Source organism: Bacteroidota bacterium (genome assembly GCA_013360915.1).
Lineage (GTDB): Bacteria > Bacteroidota > JABWAT01 > JABWAT01 > JABWAT01 > JABWAT01.
Map to the genome: position 1 here is coordinate 1 of JABWAT010000029.1, position 20,071 is coordinate 20,071.

The window sequence follows — 20,071 nt, forward strand, 5'->3', positions numbered from 1 at the left end:
CCCTTCCAGGAAATCCCTTTGCTTTCCTTTGCGACATTGTACAGCTCAAGGTTAGCTGTGCCGAACGCAGAGTTTCCAACGTTTCCGCCGGACGCCACATTTCGGATTTCAAGTTTCGTGATGATTCGGCTTTTGGGTTGTGCCATGGTTTATTGCTCCTTTGAAAAGTAGAGATTTGCTTCACGTTCCCGGCGACGGACCAACCCGGGCAATTTTTTTCCGCCTGCATGGACCCACTTCTGGAATTCTTTCCAGATGGTTGGGTCAGATGGGTTCTGATTGATCAGTCTGAGTAAAGTGGATTTCCGGAAATTATCCGGACCAAGGTTATAAACGAATGATGCCAGGGCATCAAATTGATCCTGATTAATTCTGACCCGGACCAACTGGTTAATTGCATGCTCAAATATTTCCAGATCCCTTTTAAGTAATCCCTCTGCCTCGATGGGAGTGATCTGGGTGTATTTCAGATAGTCCTCTTCCTTGGTGTCGATCACTGTACCATAGCCAATTGTGGGATAACCTGCTGGGCAGATATACATTTTCGACCGGAAGCCTTCTTCAGCTTTGATCAGGTCAAGTCCTTTTTGTCCGGTCCTCATGTTGCGCTCCCGGATTTGGAATCCTTCATCTTTGAACCAAGAGAGGAACCGAAAAGAAAATCAGTGATGGTAGAAACCTTCGTGCTCATTGCACCGAAAATTGTTGAGATCATGGCGATTCCCTCTGATGGCAGCTGGGCCTTTCCAAGGAACATCAGGATCAGAGCAACAGACAGTAGGATGTATCCTATCAAAAAGGTCAGTGCATAGGCTTTCTGAAGGGAGGAATTCTGCAGATACATTTGTCTTGCCGATTGCATTTCTTCCGCTTGCAGTCCCATCCGTTTGGTGGTTTCTTCCTCCAACTTCTGGATGTGGGAATTCACGATGGATTGCAATTCAGCTTTTGCCTTTAACCGCTCTTCGTCGCTGGTGACATTCCGGTCGATTGCCTCTCCGGTTTTTTCAATCAAGGTTCCGAGCTGGCCCTTTATCCAATCAAACATCATCATCTCCGATCACCTTGGCCTGCTGGCGCTTTCTCCACCAGGTCACAAACATTTCCTTAAACACAATCAGAAGCGTCTGAACAACAAGGGTGATTATCGCGGTCTTGATCGCAATGATTTCAGCGGCTGAAAGCTGAGTCCAGAATCCGGTGAAAAATCCAATGATTGGAAATCCTGTAATGATGTCGAATACCGATTTCAAAGTAATTGCCTTATTGTCCATGGTTCATGCAACTTGTTTAACTGTCGTTGTAACAATTCCAACCGCCAATCCCACTTCACCGAAGTCATCAAGACTGGTGGTGTATTTAATACCATCGCCGGCCAGGGTGTAGATCACCCCATCAGCAGTCAGAGTGGATCCACGTAATTGATCAATCATCCAATCGATCAGGGTAAAGAGCTCATCGCTTAAGGCTGTGGCGCCACTCCGGTTAACACAGATCAACAGAAAATCAACGGTGTGCGTAACTGCCACCCGTTTTCCCAGCGCATCCTTGCCGACCAAATCACCTTCGGGTAAATGAACCAGTACTGCGGGAACATCGATGGCCAGCTCCTTCAGCCGGGAAAGTTCTCCATTGTAGGCTTTAACGGTTTTCGGATATCCCCCGAGAACTTTTCCCTGCATGAAGACAATCAGCTCATCCCGAAATTCCTTGATCAAAATGACTCCAGTATTTCATCGGTGAACATTTTTGAATCCGAAGTTTTATTTGACTGATTTTTCCATGTAGTAGTTGAAGGTGAAACCGAGGAAACCGGGAGTTGCATCTCACCGGCCGCGATTTGATCTAACCAATCCATTGCCATCTTCCGCATATCAATTATTGACTGTGGAATTTCCCCGAGTGTCTTCCGCTCATAAAGCAGGTAGGCAGTAATCCTCGAGGAAATTTCCTTAATCAAACTTGGGACAACAGTAAATGGTACCTGATGCTTTTGAGCGAGCTTCGAGTCGATGATTGTATCGGCCATTTGGATACGGCTGTCAATCACCGATGAATCCGGACTATTGTCCTTATCATCATCGGTCAGTTGAAGTACCATCGCTGGTGTAATCAACGCCTGAATATCCGAGGTGGCACAATATGGCATTATTCGTCTCCGCCTTCGCCGGAACCGGAATCGCCCTGATCATCATCGGCTTTTCCAACTGCGACAACAGAGAGGCCTTTTGCCTCCTCCGGCGTCAGAAAAACAGCAGATCCTTCCTTCAATAATTTGCCATCCTTCCAGATATCGATTCCGGAAACGATGTACTTCTGGGTGCCCTTCTTATTGGCCATTTTTATTCTCCTAATTGTGGAAAGTCATTTTCTGTTAATCCAACTACTTCAAAGGCATTGCCCTCAAAGATTTCCGGGAACTCAGTCACTGAATTGACAGAGCAAACCCACCGTCCTTGATTATCCTGGACAGCATTGAAGATGTTCGGTCCCGATTGGTAACCTTGGTTTTGATCGATGAATATTTGATTAAGTATGAAATAGTATGACAGCATTATGCTCTCCCAAGGGCCGTTTTGAAATCAGCCATGATTTGGTTAAATGAAAGACCGACTGCTGAATCGAAACCGTCAGCAGTGCCAACTGAAGTTCCATAAACTGTATTAGCTATGTGTGACTGGGGAGTACCATTTCCATTTACACAACCAATCAGAATTTCAACCGAAGCGCGCCCGGTTGATATACTTGGATCGGTTCCCTGTGTTGTATTTTTTTGATGTACGGCTTCAGTTGATACTTTCCTCCAAGCCAAAAAGAAACCAGCCTGGTCAGTGGAAGAAACCACATTGGTCGAAGCAAGACCATTTATCCTTGCACCAACATTTGAAGACGTTCCAAGCGGTACCAACTCGCAGAAATAATCACTCGCAGCCTTTGCTCCCATGACCCGCCTTCCAGTGGTTGTGCTCGCTGTTTTGATATGAGCCATCAGGTGTCCGGAATTCAATCCCAGATTGGTGGATGGAATAATACCGGTCTGCATGTATTGAGATGTGCCGTTGAAGGCTACACCATCAGCGCTGTGCGTTGGACTACCAACGAAGGTTCCTTGAAATGTGGCTGGGTTTTTCAGGTTATAGGAGTGGGCCGTTGCATTACCACCAACAAACGGATAAAAGGCAATCAGATCATTCCAAATCCCTGCTGACTTCAGCGATAAAACCAAACTGTTTACTGCATTCTGAATTGCAGAATCTGAAATTCCAGCAGCAGTGATAAATGCCTGGGCATCTGAATCAAAACTCGGGTCAACCGTGACCTTCTTTTTTATTTTGAAGGGCTTTTTTCTGGCCGGTTGAAAGTTCATCATAACTCAACAATTCTGGCCTTTTGACTGGCTGTTGAAACCGTCTGCTTTACATGCAAATACACGCTTCCCGAAACTCCGGCTTTTGCCGGTATAGCAATCGGATCCGGTGTCTTTGCAGGCCACCTGGCGTCATTCGCTGAATCGATCTGGTTTGCAGTGGCAACGCCATCAAACCGGATGTAAACTTCTGAGTCTGCATCAACGATAATGTATTGAGTCCCGGCAGTAATAGGGCCATAAACGGCCTCTGCACCACTGCTGATATTCAAAGCTGTTTTAACAGACCATTCGTAATCAGGCATTTGTTCTCCAAAAAATGGGGGTGAAAAAAAACCGGCCGGGCATCACTCCGGCCGGCCGACCATCCATCAGGCAATCGCATCCTGGATAAAGTACCCAAGATCGCTGGCGGAAATTACTTCTTTGACCGACTCACCGGCACGAACCACAACACCACCCCGCAGGCCGATGTTGGCATCTTCGTTCTGTGAACCAATCGGTTGGCCGAATTGGGCAGTGAAACCGAAGGTGGCCACACCACTTGCCAGAGAACTGGCGTGATGCAGGAACGCCATGTGCTTACCCCAGACTCGGGAATAGCTGGCAGTCTGACCAGGCTTTGCTGTGTTAATCCACGCATCACCTACAACCACCTCATTTAACTCGAACAATTCTTTGAATTGCATGAGTGTAATAAGACCGGCGTTTTGATTGTTACCAAAAATCGATTTTACCAGGTCAGGATGCTGGCGGAGTTTTGCCCATACCGAACGACCAATCACAGCAATGTTTGGTCTGAGGATTGGAGTCTCAAGAGCATCGGTGATTTTAATGATTGGCTTGGAGTTGGAAAAGTCCGAAAACTGATCAGTTCCAGACAGTTGCACCTTATTCCCTGAAGGGTATGTGCCTGCGGCAAAAATCAGATCGGCAACACGCTTCTCCCGGTCCAGCTTCACCAGATCCATGATCCCTTCAACGGCACGTTTTCGGGGATCATATCCGTCTCCCGAATTGTCGATGTCGGATTGAGGGATCGGATAGTCCAGACCGTAGTCCACGGTTGAACTGGTTTTTTCGGTTTGGGTGAACTCAACTTCGTTGGGTTTTCCCTTCCGGCCGACACGGGTATCAGGAACAGTAAAACCATCAGCTTTTGTGTGTTCCTGGTATTTAAAATCCTGCTTTCCAACAGGAAGAACAGGCAACACCTTTTCATGAATCAGGTTTTGATTCCGATAGGCGATGGCAACAGCCGTGAGGTCAGGCTGAATAACAAATGGGGCTTTAGACATTCTCTTTACTCCTACTCAAAATTGATTATCAGCCTTGAACGGAACCTTGGCTAATCAGCACGGAACCGATGTCACCGGAAACCCCGGCTTCATAAGCGATCCCGATGATCCGGTTATTCGATCCAGCCGATGGTGCGGCCGCAACAGCTTTGCCGTTGGCGTCTGAGGTAAGCAGATCACCAATGGACACGTTTCCACCGTATTCAACCGGGGCAATCCCGGCTACGATGACATCGATCCGTTCACCACTGGCAACTGACTTGGTACCTTCAGCAACGCCGAAAAGTTTGTCAGTGGCCGCGGCAGCCTGGACCATTCCAGTTCCATCCTTCACAATCCGGTAAGGGTTTACAGTACCGGCAGCAGTGAGGGTTTTAATGAGAAGCGGGTTCTTATTCGCCATCTCTTTACTCCTTGTTTTTGATTACATGATCAACTGCGTCTGAGATGGAAATATTTACACCACCGCGCCGCATTTCTTCCTGGTAATTTTGCGCCTCCCGCGCAATCTCGACCGGACTCTTTTCCTTTGGAGCTGGACCGGCATTCGCACCGGTGGCCACTTCCGTGAATTCAATCTGCTTCGGGAAGGTGTCTACCAATTTCCTCAGCAGGTCGAATGGGTTGGCTGTTTTTCCTTCAGAGAATTCAACAGCATATCCGCCCTGGTCTCCAACAGATTTGAACGTGAATCCATCAAGCACTTCCACCAGACTTTCAATCTGAGTTTTCTGTGCCGGGGTGATGGTTCCGAATTGCAAGCGGTCGAGCAGGTAGGATTGGAAGGAAAGTTTTTCCCGGTTCAACCAATTGGACCGCTGTTTATCTTCGATTTGTTGGGTGGACATTTCGGCGAACCGGGATTCAAATAATTCAAGCCTCTTTTGAAGTGCATCAAATTCAGCTTTAGATACCATTGGGACTTCCGGCTGTACTGGCTCCTGCGCCGGTGCATCTTCTCCGAACTCGATGACAACGGGGATTTCCTTATCAGCGAATTGCAGATCGGCTAATCCCTTAACCGCCGGAGGAACTGCACCCAGGAATCCAACATGCCGCAGAGTCATGTCAGGATATAAACTGATGGACCGCTTTTTAAACAATCCGCTTTTCACGGCTTCGGCAAATTCAGGGACAACCTGTTTTGCCTTGGCCAGAAGAATGGATCCTTCTCGCTTCAGCGCTTCAACCCATCCATAGGCAGGATCGTTGTCCTTCGGGTGACCGATGACAATTGGAGCCTCATGCTCCTCTGCCCGATAATTGGAAACGATGAGGTCGAGATCGGCCTCAGTCCACTCCCGGCTATTGCCAGCGGAATCGGTGTGTTTGCCGATTCGGAATACTTCAAACCATTGATCCATGATCACTCCGGATTGCGTTCAGAAAAAGGTCAATTCAGGCCAGAGCGGTTTTTTCGCTCCATCGGACCCGGTTATTTTTCATTGCCCAAAAAGCCGTATTTACCAAGTCAGTCGGACTCACACTCAGAAATAATTTTGGTCTGATAAATCCGGGAACTTCATTGGAATCTGATTCAGGGTAATTCAGGTAAAAACTGGACCATCGAAATGCGCCGGGATTGAAATAGTTAACATCCTGATACAAATCGGTTTCCGTCCGGATCGCATCAATTTCAGCCAGATCAGAAATTCCATTTCCGCTACCTTCCAGATCCACAATCAAATCAGAATAATCCACACAGCTGAGCTGAATGATTTCAGGAACCAGGCTCGGCAGGGGATCAGGTTCGGGCGTTGGGATGGCAAATGAAACACCGACCAGCATGGTCAGAATCACGGACAGGGTAAGCAGTTCTTTTCTCACAGGGGTCTCCTTCTTGTTTATTGGTGTGGTATTTCACCACGGATGATGTGCAAATGTTGTCTTATTTCTATTCACGTTCCGTTAAATGATTTTCTAAACCGTTTACTGAAAGCAGAAGGGAAAAACCCGGTATTTTGTGTCATTTAGATTAGGGGTTCCTTGTCTTAATGGCTGAAATAAATGAGAGAAAACTCCGGGGTCAGGAAAAGCGGGCAAGCATTGAAATGCGTGTCGATGAGGTGCTCGAGTTATTGCTCGAGAAACCAAACCTGATCCGCGTCCGGAGATCAGATTTATGGAGAAAAGTTGGAGAGCGGTACGGGGTCAGCGACCGGCAGGCGAAGAAATATGTTTCATGGGCCTTCGAGAAACTGGCTGAGATCACAGAAAAGGGTCTCGCAGATAAATTGAAATTGTCGATTCTCGACCGGGAATCAATTATCCGGAGGGCTCGAAGGTCAGGTGATCTCAGAAGCGAATTAGCAGCACTGAAGGACCGGGATGCTTTACTCGGGCTTTATGTGGAACGACATGAAGTGACCGGAAAAGATGGCGGAGAAATTCAAGCCGCTGTAACCGTATCGATTGAGAGGAAGATTGTTCATGGGCAACCTGGTAACCTTACCAGTGACCTACCACGCGAATCAGAGTAAAATCTTCTTCGAATCGAAGGCCAGGTACAAGGTTGTTGCAAAAGGACGGCGGTGGGGTTACACCCGGGGTCTGGCCAATTTCTCCATTGAACAGATGCTCGATGGTGTTTCACCGATTCTCTGGGTTGACACCGTGAATTCAAATCTCGACCGGTATATCAGCCGGTACTTTATGCCTGTGCTCAGGCATTTACCGCGGGATATGTGGCAGTACAGACAACAGCGAAAGGAATTGGTAATCAACGGCTCCGTAATGGATTTGAGGTCTGCTGACCGTCCGGAAAATCTGGAAGGATTCGGGTATCAACTTATCCTCCTGAATGAGGCAGGGATTATTCTGAAGGACCGGTATTTGTGGGAGAACGCCATCCGGCCGATGGCAATGGACTATAAGGCGAACATCATCATTGGCGGCACTCCAAAGGGCAAGCGACACAAAGGCGAAAAGCACCTGTTTTATGAACTGTACGAACGTGCTCAGAAAAATGAATCCGGGGAATGGCAGGCATTTAATTTCTCCAGTTATACCAATCCCTTCATCGCCAAATCGGAAATCGATGAGCTGGTTCGGGAAACCTCTGCTGCTGTCCGGAAACAGGAAATTTTCGGAGAGTTCACAGACAGTCAGGGAACCGGGATCCTGCGCCGGGAGTGGTGGAAATATTATACCGAATTACCACCGGTCATTAATCGGATTGTTCAGTCCTGGGATACAGCCTTCAAGAAAAACGAAGAGAATGATTTTTCCGTCTGCGGCACTTATGCTGAAACGCCACTTGGTTTCTACATGCTCGATCTCTGGAGGGGTCGAGTTGAGTTTCCAGAATTGAAACGGGTCGCTCAGTCGCTGTATCAAAAATGGAATCCCGCAGTCGTTCTCATTGAGGACAAAGCATCCGGGCAATCGCTTATTCAGGAACTGCGAACAACCTCTCTCCCGGTGATTGGTGTGCCGGTTGAAAATGATAAAATCGCACGTGCGCACTCTGTTGCTCCCACTACCGAATCGGGCAGAGTGTTTCTTCCCGACAATGCTCCATGGGTCCATGATTTCGTGAATGAACTGGAGGACTTCCCGAACGGTGAACACGATGACCAGGTGGACCAATTTTCCCAAGCAATCACCTACATGAAAACCTCGGCAGCCACATTGAAGGTGGCGACTTCCGGAACTCGAAAATCTCACTCACTTACAGCAGGATATTAAAATGAGCAGCAACCGCAAACAACATAAATCATTTGCCGAAAAGAAAAGTAAGGCAATGGAGATTGCATCCCGTTCAACATCGTTGGATGATCTTACCTCACTTTTCGGATATCTCCCTGATCCGGATCCGGTTCTGAGGAAGACGGGGAACTCAGTCAGGATTTACCGGGAATTACTTTCGGATCCGCATCTCTTCGCCTGTGTTGAGCAGATGAAATCCGGAATCCTGTCGATGGAGTGGGATATCGACCGGGGAAAATCAAAGTCCAGGCAGGCCAAGGCAATCAGGAAAATGTTCCTCGATCTGGATATGAACCGGATCATCGGGGAAATCCTCGATGCCGTTTTGTTCGGTTATTCGGTTCTGGAAATCCGGTGGGAGTACCGGGATTCACTGATGGTTCCTGCTGATGTAGTCGGAAAGCCCCAGGAATGGTTTGTGTTCGGTGATCAGAATGAACTCCGGTTTCTCCATAAGGATTACCCAGGAAAAGGGATTGAAGTCCCGATGAACAATTTCCTGTTGGCGAGGAACAAGCCGAGCTATAAGAACCCGTATGGTGAGAAGGTTCTGTCCCGGTGCTTCTGGCCGGTATCGTTTAAAAAGGGAATCCAGCAATTCTGGCTGAAGATGACCGAGAAATTCGGGATGCCTCACATTTATGCCTTCATCAGCTCTGCTGACTTCGAGGATGAGGGGAAACGGGCAGCTGTTCTGGAAATGCTTTCTGCGATGGTACAGGATGGTGTAGCCGTCATGCCAATCGGTTCAACTGTCAATGTGTTGGACTTCAAGCAATCGGCCTCAGTTGATCTGTATGAACGCGGTGTCGAATTCTACAACAAGGAAATTTCAAAGGCGGTCCTGACTGTAACGACCACCACAGAGCTGGGAAAGGTTGGAAGTTACGCGGCCAGCCAGACTCACTCCGAACACCAGACCACGGTCATTGAGTCATACCGGAAAATCGTTGAACAAACAATGAACCGGTTGATTGCACTGGTCAGCGAGTACAACTTCCCGGGCAGTGAACTTCCATCCTTCATTCTTTACGAAGAACAGGATGTGGATAAAGCTCTCGCGGAACGCGATGAACTGTTGGTGAAAACCGGGTTGATCAGATTCACCACCGATTACTTCAAACGAAATTACGGTTTTGAAGATGATGATCTTCAACCGATCGCCACACCTGGTGCTGGTGAAGATCCCACTGGCTCCCCATCCGGTCCGGCTGTTGTGCTTAATGGAGCTCAGGTCACCGCGGCTTCCTCCATCGTTGAGAAGGTCACCGTAGGACAGATGCCGAGGGATTCGGGTGTCAACCAATTGATGGTCTTTTTCGGGTTAACCAAAGAGCAGGCAGAAGCGGTCATCGGCTCTGCAGGAAAGGTGAAACCAAAGGTAGCCTCTGAGCCTGTAAAGGAACCGGTGCCTGAATTCAAGGAACCATCTTTCCCGGATCAGGACGCCATTGATGAATTGATGTCGGCTACCATCCCCAAGGTTGGCAAACTGGCCGGCGTTTCCGGTCCTATCATGAAGCTGCTGGAAGAATCCTCTGATTTTGATGAGGCCATTCTGAAACTGGGATCTGTTTATCCCGATTTGAAAACCGATCAGATTGAGGAAGTGATTGAACGGGCCATCTTCATTTCTGAAGTGTGGGGCAGGATCAATGCCCGGTAATAGTTTCCTCTTTGCAGACCGGTCGGAAACCTTTGAAACGACGATCCTACGGGATGCCTTTGACCTTCCTCCGGAGAAAGCAATCCGGTTCCTCGAGTCAAAAGGGATCCGTGTGGACTTTGATTGGACCACTGCCACAGCAGAAGCAAAAGCGAAAGCCTTTGCAATTTCGGGTGAATACCGGATCGGAATTCTCTCAGCCCTCAAGGCAAAGCTGGAAAAGGCGGCTGCGGATGGGATGACCCTGCAATCCTTTGTGAAGGAACTGGATCGGGACCGGATTCCGCAGCCGGCCAGGGTCGCCACTGTCTTCCGGGCAAATATCCAGTCTGCATACATGGCTGGCAGATGGAAAGAGCAGGAGGCCACCAAGGATGCCAACCCCTACCTGGAATATGTTTCGGTCATGGATGCATCGACCACGGTGATTTGCAAAGACCTGAACGGGAAGGCGTATCCAATCGATCATCCGGTCTGGGATCGGTTCTATCCGCCCAACCACTTCGGCTGCCGGGCGCGAGTGGAGGCCAGGAGCGAACGTGATCTGAAGCGGAGGGGAATCAAGCCCAGCACCGAGATCCCAGATGACGTTGACCAGCCGGTAAACGGGTTTGATTACAACCCGGGGAAATCGGCATTGTGGGACAAAAAGGGAATGCTTCCCGAGTGCGCGGATCTGAAGAATCAATTTTCTGAAGACAATCAGTCCTGTCGGAATGAACTCCCTACGATGAAGTGGTCCGATATCGGTCGCCCGTCATTTAGGGAACTGAAAAAAGAGCAATTCCAGGAACAACCCGAAATACTTGAGATTGCCGATGACGTTGAATTAGCGCTTAAGGTACTTGAAAAGGTTTTTGGGGTTGATGACCAAAATCCGGTTCGTGTTTTAAAGTCGCCAATTGAGCATGTTGCCATTACGCATGAGAAAATGAAACATCTGGTTGAAAAGCGGAAAGATTCAAGGGAGCGGTATGCAAATTTTGTTATACCAACAATCGAACATCCGTTTGAAATCTGGGCAAAGGATTTTGACGGAGAAATACGCCGTCAGTATCTGGGTCTTTTTAAAGGAGAACACTCATTTCTTTGTAGTGTGCAGATAAATAGGGACGGTGGACTACTTTACAATGTTATGCAGGTTGAAACAGATAATATTAATAAAAAACGTCAAGGCGTACTTTTTATCTATGGGGAAGACATAAAATAAAAAAGGTGGCTGAACCACCTTTCTTATGCAGGGACCACTTTTGAAGGCCGTTCCCTTCATAGCGACTTCAACCAACTATTGCCGAACGGTGCAGTTGATATCTCGCTGCTCGATTTGAATCTACCATTAAACCAAATTATTGTCAACAGGACCAGCCATGATTGAAGTAAAAATCCCACCAACCGTACAGATCCTTCGGGAGAAGCTCGCCAGCCTGGAGAAGCCCATGAGGGTTGCCACTGCTGAAGCGAAGAAGGCTGTGGAAGAAAACTTCCGGACTGAGGGTGCTCACATCGGTGCGCCGTGGAAGGACCTTTCGGCGGAGCGGAAAAAGCAACGGGCAAAGCAAGGTAAATGGCCGGGGAAGATTCTGCAGGTACGTGGGGATCTGGCCAGGTCGTTCACGACCAGCTCTACCAGTTCCTCCGGGATTGTTGGCACCAATCTGGAGTACGCCAGGATTCACCACTATGGGGGAACCATCAACATTTCCCGGACCATCGTGACCAAACTGAGGACCGATAAGTCGGGGAAGCTCAAACGCCAGACGGGTTATCCTAACCTCGCGGTCTTTGCAGGGAAAAGGCACAAGCTGGTTCAAAGGTCAGAAGCGGTGGCCAGTTACACGGTGAGCATGCCTGCCCGGCCGTTCATGGATATCAACGATGAGGATTTTGAGGAAATCCGGGAAATCTTCTTGAACTACTTAACTGCCAAATAGATCGGGCTGCGGGTCTGATGCCCTCTGGTTGATGGTATTGTAAACAAATTGCTCCGAAACCCGGAGGGTTCTCGCCAGTTCCTTCACGTTCCCACCGTTGAACTTCTGCCGGATGTATCTCCGCTTCGCTTCGTACAGCGGTTTTTCGGAAATGTAAAGGTTGGTTTTCGGTAACCGCTCCATCAGTGCGACAGCAATCTCAGCGCCGCAGGAGTTCTTGATCAGTTGAAGATCGCCGGTAAGTAAATCGGAAATATCAATTTCGTGGATCCAATTCATACTGCAAATATACGCAGTAATTCAATGAATTGGTTTGCTATCGAATGGCCATAAATAAAGTGAAGGTTCCGTCTTTATCAATCACTGAAACCTCTGAAAATCCGGCAGCCTCAAGCATCTCTAAATTCTCAGAAAATGATCGGGGATTCATCACGCCGCGAAGCGTTTCATCCTTGGTCAGGATATCAGCATGTGAAAGGCCGGCGCTTTTCTTGTATGAATTCAGATATTGCTTATTGACCTCGGTAGCAGTTGCCGATTCCTCACTGCATTTCTCATACCAAAGCAGACACCCACCGGTGATGAGGGAGGCGTTGAAAACATCGAGGAGCATTTGCCGGTGATCTGGCCGGATGAATTGCAAAACCAAACTGGCCACAACAAGATCATATTTCTTTGCCGGGTAAAACTGTTGGATATCCACATTCCAGGCATTGAACTCATGCACCCACGGTTTTGACTGGAGCCATTTGTCCCGTAGGAATTGAACCATCTCCGGGCTCTTGTCCACTGCGTCAACCTGGAATTTTTTCCCGTAATTATTATTGACCACCTCGAAAATTGTTCGACCAGTGCTGGATCCGATGTCCAGATAATTTGATCCATCCATGATGAAGAATTGACTGATGAAGCCTATCTTCTCCATTACCCGGTCGTAGCCGGGTATCGACTGCTTCACATGTTCATCAAACTTCATGGGTACATCTCCGTTGAAGTTCATCCAACGACCGGGGTTGATGCCGTTCCCGATTTCCATACTTCAAGTATCTCCTTTTGAACTGTCTTTGCAATGTGTGCCATCATGACCGGTGGTACCGATCGGCCGAGTCTTTCCCACTGTTGAGGGAATGAACCTTCCAGTTTGAAATCATCCGGGAAGGAGCATAGCCGCTTGAGCTCTGGAATAGAATATGATCGGGCTTCATCTGGATGCATCAGGCATTGTGAACCCTGAACAACTGTTCGTGCCGGCCTGTCCCACAACCCGCGGGAGTAATTGAAATAGGACAGCTTCCCATACAGCTTTTTGTAAGCATCCTCGAACCGGCCACCAACTTCCGGTGTGGCGTGGTGGTAAAGGGTATGAAGCTTCGAACCCGGCTTTAATGGTGTTGAAGGAAACCCCTCACAACCGACTATAGCATCAGTCAGAGTGTATCGGTATCGGAGTGGTTTCGGGTAAACCGGGTCCAACCTGAGATCATTCCGAACACCCATGAAGATGATCCGCTCACGGGACTGAGGAACACCCAGCCAGGAAGCATCAAGTAGCTTTGCCTTTACCCGGTAACCACATGCGGCCAATTCATTCAGTATCTCAATGAAGTATCCCTTTGCCTTACCCTTGATGAGACCGGAAACGTTTTCAGCAATGAACACCTTTGGCTGAAGGCCTTTGAGTAACCGTGAATACTCAAAGAAAAGGTCATCGACCCGCTGGGCGGAATCAGAGTAGCGCTTTACTTTACCCCAGGATTTCTCCCGCTGGCCAATAGTGGAGAAAGCAGCACAGGGTGGGGAGCCATCAAAGATGTCAAGGTCTCCCACTGTTAGACCGACAGTTTGCAGGATTTCTTCAGGTGTGATCTTTCGGATATCCCTGGTGTCCAGAAAAGAATCCGGGTGGTTGGCCTTGTAAGTGGCTTGGGCCGCGGGAATGAACTCATTTGCCCAGACGACTTTGAACCCGGCCATCCGGTAGCCTAAGCAGGATCCACCACCACCGCTAAAGGTGGAAGCAACCTGGAAGCCATTCCAGGGCAGATCGGCGATTTCCGCCATGGTGGGTACAATGTATTGGGGCCGGTTACTTTGGGTCACCACTCCACTCATATCCACACTTCGGGCATTTGTGATCAGTCGGGATCTCCGTGCTGTATTCCGGGAAATCGTCAGGCGGGTTGATCTTGTCTGACTGGGGAGAATCCAGTTTGAACTCGGATTCTTCAAATCCCCATCCCACCAGCTCAGCAATCTCGAACTCATTGGCTAGCTTATCCCAATCCCACTCCCCGGTGTTTCGGTTAAGCCGGATGTTAAGCTCGCGCTCCTTCTCCAAAGGCAGGGATACCTCAACAGTGGGGACGTCATCGTGGCCCATCTCGGCCCAAACCTTGAGCCGGAGGTGGCCGCCAACGATGATGTTTTTCCTGTCAGGGTGAGTGTTGACTATGACCGGATCGACGAAACCAAAGGTCTCGAGGGACTTCCGGACGTGGTCAATCTGGTCTCTGGTGGCCTGCCGGGGGTTGTATTCGGCTGGGACGAGGTCGGTAATCTTACGGGTTTTAAATTGCATATGCTGTAATTATATACAGTATTTTTATATATTGCAACATTCTTCCGAAAGCCTTAATATTGTATGTGAGGGTATTATGTATAATCCAATTCAAATTGCCAATTTCTTCATTTTAAAGGCAAAAGAAGAGAATATTAAGGTAGGGCATCTAAAACTTCAAAAACTTCTTTACTATGCCTACGGCTGGTATTTGGCAGTAAAAGGATCAGCTCAAAGCCAATTATTCTCCGAACCAATTCAAGCTTGGAAGTATGGGCCGGTTGTTCCAAGTATTTACCATGAATGCAAGTCCTATGGTGATGAAATAATTACAGAGCCACTCAAGAAAAAGCCACATTTTGCTAATATATATGGCTATACTGAAGTTGATCCTCCGACAGATGCTGAGGATGTTGAGTTTTTAGAAAAGGTATGGAGGACCTATAAAAATTTTACTGGATTCCAGCTTTCAGATGCAACTCACTCTGAAGGTTCACCATGGCACATTGCAACGGAAGGTGGAACAAAGGTTAGGTTTGGTCAAGATATCGATGACAATCTTATTTATGATTATTTCAGAGAGCGATTGTCATGAGTTTTAGTGATTTTTTTAACACACAAGACATTCCCCAAAAGATTGGCGAAAAGGCGCGAAAAGAAAAAAAAGTAATTGAAAATAATGATCTTAATTCACAAAAACTGGAACATCGGGATAAATTTGCAAATAGAATATTTTATCTTACTGTTGGGTACCTTGTAGTCATTCTTTTGTTAATTATCGCGAACGGGTTTTCCAAAGTAATCAGTTTCCAAATTGAATCTGGAGTCATTTACACATTACTGGGTTCAGTAATGCTGAACTATATTGGCTTATTGACCCTTATTTTACAATCAATTTACAGCGAAGAAAGTTTTCGTGTTTATGATACTTGATCGATCTGGATTTATTTTTTACTTGACATTAACAATATTTTCAGGAAAGCAAAAAAGAAGAAGAAGTTAATACTGACTCGGTAGTTAAATAATGGTTAACCATGCGACAGGATATTATACCATACAGAGTAAGAGTATCACACAAAGAAAGAATTGTGTATTTAATATGCATTACCTATAGTATGGGAATTACCACCAAACACTTTTTTGCGGATTTTCATTTAATTACTTGGAATTTTAATTTACAGGAAATATCATCTGCCCACCATCATGACCAATTATCGGGGCAACGTTTGCTGATATTGTATAATTCAAATGAGGTTATACCACAAGGTGTTTCAGACAAAGGGAGCTGGATTATCACTCGAATGAAACAGGTATTTGGAGAAGAATTTGATATAAGTTTGAAAGTTATCGAAGAACCTTGATTTATTTGATTCAATATCAATATAAGTGGGAAAGGGCTGGCTAAACACCAGCCCTTTTTTGTTACTCAAACAGGCGTATCAAAAAAGTACTCATCCTCGCTCGGTTCTCCCACTTTAAAAACAAGATCATTACCCTGACCGGGAAGTGGTTGATGATGTGCATTTGCCGTGAGGATTTCATCTGGGATACCATCAGGAAAGGCTGCGCAGGCAAAGGCCCGTTGATGAATACATTTGTTGCAGATCAGTTCGGTATTGAATGTCATAGCCGTGCTCAGATGGGTTTGAGTTGAAGAATAAATTAAATCAAATGCAATTTAACCATAAACCTAGCAGGATAAAGCATGGCCGCCTAAGCGGCCACTACCTTCTTCTTCCCCTTCCCGGCCGGCTTCTCTTCAAGCGCCTTCAGTTCATCCCGCAGGGTAGCCAACTTCTCGCTGATCGTCTGGTTCCGCTTCCGGTATTTGTCCTCGACCGCTTTCCGCAGGTCTGAGTATCCCAGATCCGGGATCGTTGATTCCACGAGTTGAAACAGCATCTTGGTTTCACTCTTGCTTCCGGATACGTCCGGCCCGGAATGATTCTCGACAAGGTGATGAAGGATGAAAGCCCGTGTGATCTTTGCCCGTTGAGCCTCGGTCAGACTTCCGATGACCTCATAATACCGGTGGTTTGAGATATACCGTTCTTTGGCACCGAATATTTCCTCAGTCAGACCATCGTTCATGTAACCACCGGCCACATCTTTCAGCATGATCAGAGCCAGAGCATCCCGCTCTGCAGAAGAAAAGATGAGGTTCTGGTCGTACTTATAGTCTGAACTCTTCAACGCTTCCTCAACAGCTTCGAATACCTTCTGATCCTGGAGTTCTCCATTCCGTATAAACTGGTCCTCGAGGGAGACAATTTCCTGCCTGATTGATTCCTTCCGGGCAAAGGTTGGATCCGTGGAGTTGGTTGCAGGGGCGGTTGCCGCTTTCTTTTTTGCCAGTGATGGTCTGCAGAATCCTTCCTCAGCGTCGAACACATCCAGAAACCGACGGGCGCCCGGACTCTTGATGTCTTCGTGGTATTCTGCAAGGTTTGATTCATACTCCCTTTTTTCCCATTCAAATCGTTCCCGGTCCTCCTCACCTGTCAAATCGAAGTCCTCAGGATCTGGAGGCATTGGCGGGTGAATCTTGATCCAGTCCGAATCCTGAATAACTGGGTAGCCAGCTGCCTGGAGCTCCTTCACCTTTTTCTTTTTCTCTTCATTGTAGGTGTATCCGTGAAGCAGAAGTACTTCCGGCTCATTCTCAACCAGGTATTTGATCCGTTTCTCAAGGTGGATCGCTTCCTTCTGATCAAGGCATTCCTTCTTCAGGCACCGGCCGGTTCCGGCATCAGGGAAGAGCAGGGTATCCGATGCAGTGTTGAATGGACAGGTCGTGCAAGCGCCCATCGATGGGAGCAAGTCCGGATCTGAAGTGTCGAATTTCACCTCTGCGAGATCACCCATGTACTGCCGGGTAATGGTCTGCCGCAGGTTGGCAACGGTTGGGCAATCCCAATAGGGTGTTTCAGTATTTCCGAATTCATCTTCCAGCAGATCCTTCTGGTATTCCGCTGACACCTTGCAGATCTCCAGTGCGTGGCCAATGGTGATGATATCCTTTGCTAACAGGTCCCGGAATCCGTCGATCAGGTCAGCCAGTTTCATCCGGTGCCTGATGTATGATTCAGATTTCCCGAACCGGGCTGAGAGCGCCTTAACATCATATCCCCGATACTGGACCAGATTCAGGAAGGCATCGCTCTCCTCGATTGGCGATACATCCTTCCTCTGCAGGTTCTCTGTGATCATCAGGTCCATGGTTTCATCATCGGTCAGATTCCGGATGATGGCAGGGATATCGGTCTGGCTGGCGAGGGTAGAAGCCTTGAACCGGCGCTCACCGCAGACCAGTTCGTAATAATCGCCATCCGGTCGGACTATGATGGGTTGCAGGACTCCGACCGATTTAATTGATTCTGCCAGTTCCTTGAGCTCCTCTTCGCGGATAGTTTTCCGCGGGTTTTTCGGGTTTGGAACAATCTGCCCGATGGGTAGATATGTGATGGTGTGATGCATGTTTTCTCCTGGTGTTTAGCTTTGAATTGTTGGTGTTGGGATTGATCAGATCACCGCGCGAACATTGGGACTTCAACCTGGTCGATGATCTGTTTCAGTTTCCTCTTGGTGTCCAGAGGGAAGTTGCTCTCCAGCATCCACTTGGCATAGTCCAGATTCTCGGTGACCGGTTTATCCTTGTGCTTCCCGAAATTGAAAATCACGCGGTTCTGGCTGTCCCGGATGAGATGGCCAGCGTAGTCTACCAACCTACCTTGCCGGCTGTACTCTGACAGCTTCTCAATGTCAGAAGGCAGGTCCGGGTATCGTTCCAGCTGTGCCTGGAATACTTCATAGGTGGCAGTAGCATCGGCCACTGCCGAGTGGGCATTCTCCAGCTCTTTCCCAAGGTAGAACTTTGAAGCCGCGGCCAGGGTACGTTCCTCCTTCTTGTGGAAAATGACCTGAGCATCGATGAACCGTGCAGCTGGATCCGGAAAGTCATATCCCTCCCGCAGCATGTGTTCAACCAGCATGGGGATATCGAACCGGTTCCCGTTGAAGGTGAGGAAGTCGCACCCGGACAAGGCGCTCATGATCTTCGGTGCGATCTCCGGGAAGGTTGGGCAACCAGCCACCATCTCATCGGTAATTCCGTGAATGGCGGTGGCTTCCGGTTTGATAGGAATGATTGGGTTGATCCGGATGGATCCGGCTTGGCGCCTTCCGTCTGGAAAAATCTTCAGGATGGCGATTTCCACCGGGGTGTCATTCATCCGATCGGTGCCGGTTGTTTCGAGGTCTATCACGGCCAGTGGCCGGGTGAGTGTGAGTTTCATTGGTTCATGCCTTTGCTGTTTGTGATGATCAGGTCGTACTCCGGGTATTTTGCCCGGAAGAGTTTTGCTTTCAGTTTGAATTCCTTCGTTTCATAGCCCTTGAAATCTTCCGCGATTAACCGGCCGGCCTTCCGGTAAGTGAAATCCACCCGATAGGTCACCGCTCTATCCTGAGCCGTTTTCTCAACCAGGGTGAAGGATACCTGCCGGTCGAGCTGATCGATTAACCCTGCCCTTTCCTGCAACCTGAGGGCACCCCACCGACGGGCTTCTCCCTTCGAATCGAACCGGATTCCATCGATTACCACCGGGATATTGCGATATTTCCTCATGGGCACTTTCGGGAATTTCATTTTCGCCTCGATGGTCCATCGAGCAGGACCAGGTTAAACATGGCCCTCATCCGGTCGTATGCCCGGGTGCCAAGTACATCCTCCAGCTCTTCGGTGGTCAGGTTGGTTGTGCCATGAGTCCGGGCACCGGTCGCTTCCATCAGGTCGTACCGGTCGTAAATGATCTCGAGTGACAGATGGGTGTCGTTCCCGAAATCCTTCACGATTGGCTCCATGCCGATGTCATCCAGTACCGGCTCCATGATCCTGCCGACCTTCCGGTTTTGCTCAGCTACACCTTTGCCCTTCAGCCGGTTGATGATGGCATCGCCCTTGTCCTTGCCATCCCGGACCGCTTGGAAAAGCCGGAAGCAGTTGAAGAGCTGGAGTTCTGTACCTCCGTAGGATCGGCCAACGATCTCGATGAAGATTTTCATGATGGTGGTTTTCCCGGTTCCCACCGGCCCCATCAGGAGGATGCCCTTTCGTTTGTCCAGTGACCCTTCCTGGTATCGGGAGAAATACCGGATCAGTTCGTCAATGGCATCGGCGTTGTGTTCGTCAATGCAGTACCCCGGATTGAGCTGCCTGGCTACCATCAGGAAATACCGTTTCGACTCCTGGAACGAAGGAGTGTCACCAGTCACGTCGGTACTCCTTGCCCTCTGGAATCTTTGCTGTTGGTCCAAAACCTGCTGGAGTAACCCTCCGGCTTGTACGGGTGCTTGGTTGTGCATATTGGTCTCCGTTTCGCTTCCAGTTTCTCAGGGCTGCTTTCCAGTCCTTCATCGTGGCTTTGCCCGAAACCTTCCACCCGTTCGAGGTGAAGTGGTCGAAGAATTTCTGGCATTCAGTCAGTGGCAATCCGATCTCTTCACCGTACCGGATCACCGCATCCAGATCATCCGGTTTCCCGG

General features: G+C 48.4%; 29 protein-coding genes. 8 read left to right on the top strand and 21 right to left on the bottom strand.

The window, feature by feature from the left end; all coding sequences use genetic code 11:
- Positions 1-149 precede the first annotated feature (149 nt).
- The 12 genes from HUU10_15125 to HUU10_15180 form a co-directional block, all read right to left on the bottom strand.
- Positions 150-602, bottom strand: coding sequence for a lysozyme (locus tag HUU10_15125; GenBank protein ID NUQ82934.1), 453 nt, complete (start codon positions 600-602; stop codon positions 150-152).
- Positions 599-1,048, bottom strand: coding sequence for a hypothetical protein (locus tag HUU10_15130; GenBank protein ID NUQ82935.1), 450 nt, complete (start codon positions 1,046-1,048; stop codon positions 599-601). The genes HUU10_15125 and HUU10_15130 overlap by 4 nt, the downstream gene beginning before the upstream one ends.
- Positions 1,041-1,274 (bottom strand): hypothetical protein, encoded by a 234-nt coding sequence (locus tag HUU10_15135; protein ID NUQ82936.1) that lies wholly within the window; start codon positions 1,272-1,274, stop codon positions 1,041-1,043. The genes HUU10_15130 and HUU10_15135 overlap by 8 nt, the downstream gene beginning before the upstream one ends.
- Positions 1,275-1,277: 3 nt before the next feature.
- Positions 1,278-1,718: a hypothetical protein gene (locus HUU10_15140; protein ID NUQ82937.1), complete on the bottom strand. Its 441-nt coding sequence runs from the start codon at positions 1,716-1,718 to the stop codon at positions 1,278-1,280.
- Positions 1,715-2,149, bottom strand: coding sequence for a DUF1320 domain-containing protein (locus tag HUU10_15145; protein ID NUQ82938.1), 435 nt, complete (start codon positions 2,147-2,149; stop codon positions 1,715-1,717). Before HUU10_15145 ends, HUU10_15140 begins: the two co-directional genes overlap by 4 nt.
- Positions 2,149-2,340 carry a hypothetical protein gene (locus HUU10_15150; GenBank protein ID NUQ82939.1) on the bottom strand — a complete coding sequence of 64 codons (192 nt, stop codon included), beginning with the start codon at positions 2,338-2,340 and terminating at the stop codon, positions 2,149-2,151. The genes HUU10_15145 and HUU10_15150 overlap by 1 nt, the downstream gene beginning before the upstream one ends.
- 214 nt (positions 2,341-2,554) lie before the next feature.
- The gene (locus HUU10_15155; GenBank protein NUQ82940.1) at positions 2,555-3,370 is read right to left on the bottom strand and encodes a hypothetical protein; all 816 of its coding nucleotides are present in this window, start codon (positions 3,368-3,370) and stop codon (positions 2,555-2,557) included.
- Positions 3,367-3,672 carry a hypothetical protein gene (locus tag HUU10_15160; protein ID NUQ82941.1) on the bottom strand — a complete coding sequence of 102 codons (306 nt, stop codon included), beginning with the start codon at positions 3,670-3,672 and terminating at the stop codon, positions 3,367-3,369. Before HUU10_15160 ends, HUU10_15155 begins: the two co-directional genes overlap by 4 nt.
- Before the next feature lie 66 nt (positions 3,673-3,738).
- Positions 3,739-4,665, bottom strand: coding sequence for a phage capsid protein (locus HUU10_15165; GenBank protein ID NUQ82942.1), 927 nt, complete (start codon positions 4,663-4,665; stop codon positions 3,739-3,741).
- Positions 4,666-4,693: 28 nt separating this feature from the next.
- Complete coding sequence (locus tag HUU10_15170; GenBank protein ID NUQ82943.1) at positions 4,694-5,068, bottom strand: DUF2190 family protein; 375 nt, start codon at positions 5,066-5,068, stop codon at positions 4,694-4,696.
- Positions 5,069-5,072: 4 nt separating this feature from the next.
- A complete protein-coding gene (locus tag HUU10_15175) occupies positions 5,073-6,029 on the bottom strand; it encodes a hypothetical protein (protein NUQ82944.1) in 957 nt (318 codons plus the stop codon).
- Between the two features lie 34 nt (positions 6,030-6,063).
- Positions 6,064-6,492, bottom strand: coding sequence for a hypothetical protein (locus HUU10_15180; protein ID NUQ82945.1), 429 nt, complete (start codon positions 6,490-6,492; stop codon positions 6,064-6,066).
- A 167-nt stretch (positions 6,493-6,659) separates the two neighbouring features.
- Between HUU10_15180 and HUU10_15185 the strand changes: the two genes are divergently transcribed.
- The 5 genes from HUU10_15185 to HUU10_15205 all read left to right on the top strand — a co-directional run bounded on the left by HUU10_15185 (position 6,660) and on the right by HUU10_15205 (position 11,970).
- A complete protein-coding gene (locus tag HUU10_15185; protein ID NUQ82946.1) occupies positions 6,660-7,145 on the top strand; it encodes a hypothetical protein in 486 nt (161 codons plus the stop codon).
- Positions 7,096-8,352 (top strand): phage terminase large subunit, encoded by a 1,257-nt coding sequence (gene terL / locus HUU10_15190; protein NUQ82947.1) that lies wholly within the window; start codon positions 7,096-7,098, stop codon positions 8,350-8,352. The genes HUU10_15185 and terL overlap by 50 nt, the downstream gene beginning before the upstream one ends.
- 1 nt (position 8,353) lies before the next feature.
- Positions 8,354-10,039 (top strand): DUF935 family protein, encoded by a 1,686-nt coding sequence (locus HUU10_15195; protein ID NUQ82948.1) that lies wholly within the window; start codon positions 8,354-8,356, stop codon positions 10,037-10,039.
- On the top strand, positions 10,029-11,249 hold the full coding sequence (locus tag HUU10_15200) for a minor capsid protein (GenBank protein NUQ82949.1): 1,221 nt from the start codon (positions 10,029-10,031) through the stop codon (positions 11,247-11,249). The genes HUU10_15195 and HUU10_15200 overlap by 11 nt, the downstream gene beginning before the upstream one ends.
- 157 nt (positions 11,250-11,406) lie before the next feature.
- On the top strand, positions 11,407-11,970 hold the full coding sequence (locus HUU10_15205; GenBank protein NUQ82950.1) for a phage virion morphogenesis protein: 564 nt from the start codon (positions 11,407-11,409) through the stop codon (positions 11,968-11,970).
- On the opposite strand, the gene HUU10_15210 is transcribed toward HUU10_15205, so the two are convergent.
- From HUU10_15210 to HUU10_15220, 3 genes are read right to left on the bottom strand one after another with little or no spacing between them, the layout of a single operon-like run.
- On the bottom strand, positions 11,956-12,249 hold the full coding sequence (locus HUU10_15210; GenBank protein ID NUQ82951.1) for a hypothetical protein: 294 nt from the start codon (positions 12,247-12,249) through the stop codon (positions 11,956-11,958). The genes HUU10_15205 and HUU10_15210 overlap by 15 nt on opposite strands.
- 37 nt (positions 12,250-12,286) lie before the next feature.
- A complete protein-coding gene (locus HUU10_15215) occupies positions 12,287-13,006 on the bottom strand; it encodes a methyltransferase domain-containing protein (protein NUQ82952.1) in 720 nt (239 codons plus the stop codon).
- Entirely contained in the window at positions 12,967-14,235 is a 1,269-nt protein-coding gene (locus tag HUU10_15220) for a DNA cytosine methyltransferase (GenBank protein NUQ82953.1), read from the bottom strand. Before HUU10_15220 ends, HUU10_15215 begins: the two co-directional genes overlap by 40 nt.
- Positions 14,236-14,624: 389 nt before the next feature.
- Between HUU10_15220 and HUU10_15225 the strand changes: the two genes are divergently transcribed.
- The 3 genes from HUU10_15225 (at position 14,625) to HUU10_15235 (ending at position 15,888) form a co-directional block, all read left to right on the top strand.
- Positions 14,625-15,122, top strand: coding sequence for a SocA family protein (locus HUU10_15225; GenBank protein NUQ82954.1), 498 nt, complete (start codon positions 14,625-14,627; stop codon positions 15,120-15,122).
- On the top strand, positions 15,119-15,460 hold the full coding sequence (locus HUU10_15230) for a hypothetical protein (protein ID NUQ82955.1): 342 nt from the start codon (positions 15,119-15,121) through the stop codon (positions 15,458-15,460). Before HUU10_15225 ends, HUU10_15230 begins: the two co-directional genes overlap by 4 nt.
- Before the next feature lie 182 nt (positions 15,461-15,642).
- Positions 15,643-15,888, top strand: a complete 246-nt coding sequence (locus HUU10_15235; protein NUQ82956.1) for a hypothetical protein — start codon at positions 15,643-15,645, stop codon at positions 15,886-15,888.
- A gap of 65 nt (positions 15,889-15,953) precedes the next feature.
- Here HUU10_15235 and HUU10_15240 read toward each other — a convergent pair whose 3' ends face one another.
- The 6 genes from HUU10_15240 to HUU10_15265 form a co-directional block, all read right to left on the bottom strand.
- Entirely contained in the window at positions 15,954-16,154 is a 201-nt protein-coding gene (locus HUU10_15240) for a hypothetical protein (protein ID NUQ82957.1), read from the bottom strand.
- A gap of 86 nt (positions 16,155-16,240) precedes the next feature.
- Positions 16,241-18,004 carry a ParB/RepB/Spo0J family partition protein gene (locus HUU10_15245; GenBank protein NUQ82958.1) on the bottom strand — a complete coding sequence of 588 codons (1,764 nt, stop codon included), beginning with the start codon at positions 18,002-18,004 and terminating at the stop codon, positions 16,241-16,243.
- A gap of 50 nt (positions 18,005-18,054) precedes the next feature.
- Positions 18,055-18,822, bottom strand: coding sequence for a 3'-5' exonuclease (locus tag HUU10_15250; protein NUQ82959.1), 768 nt, complete (start codon positions 18,820-18,822; stop codon positions 18,055-18,057).
- Positions 18,819-19,154: a DUF1064 domain-containing protein gene (locus HUU10_15255; protein NUQ82960.1), complete on the bottom strand. Its 336-nt coding sequence runs from the start codon at positions 19,152-19,154 to the stop codon at positions 18,819-18,821. Before HUU10_15255 ends, HUU10_15250 begins: the two co-directional genes overlap by 4 nt.
- Before the next feature lie 17 nt (positions 19,155-19,171).
- Positions 19,172-19,801, bottom strand: a complete 630-nt coding sequence (locus HUU10_15260) for a hypothetical protein (GenBank protein ID NUQ82961.1) — start codon at positions 19,799-19,801, stop codon at positions 19,172-19,174.
- The coding region (locus HUU10_15265) for a hypothetical protein (protein ID NUQ82962.1) at positions 19,791-20,071 on the bottom strand (281 nt) is incomplete at its 5' end. The genes HUU10_15265 and HUU10_15260, both read right to left, overlap by 11 nt.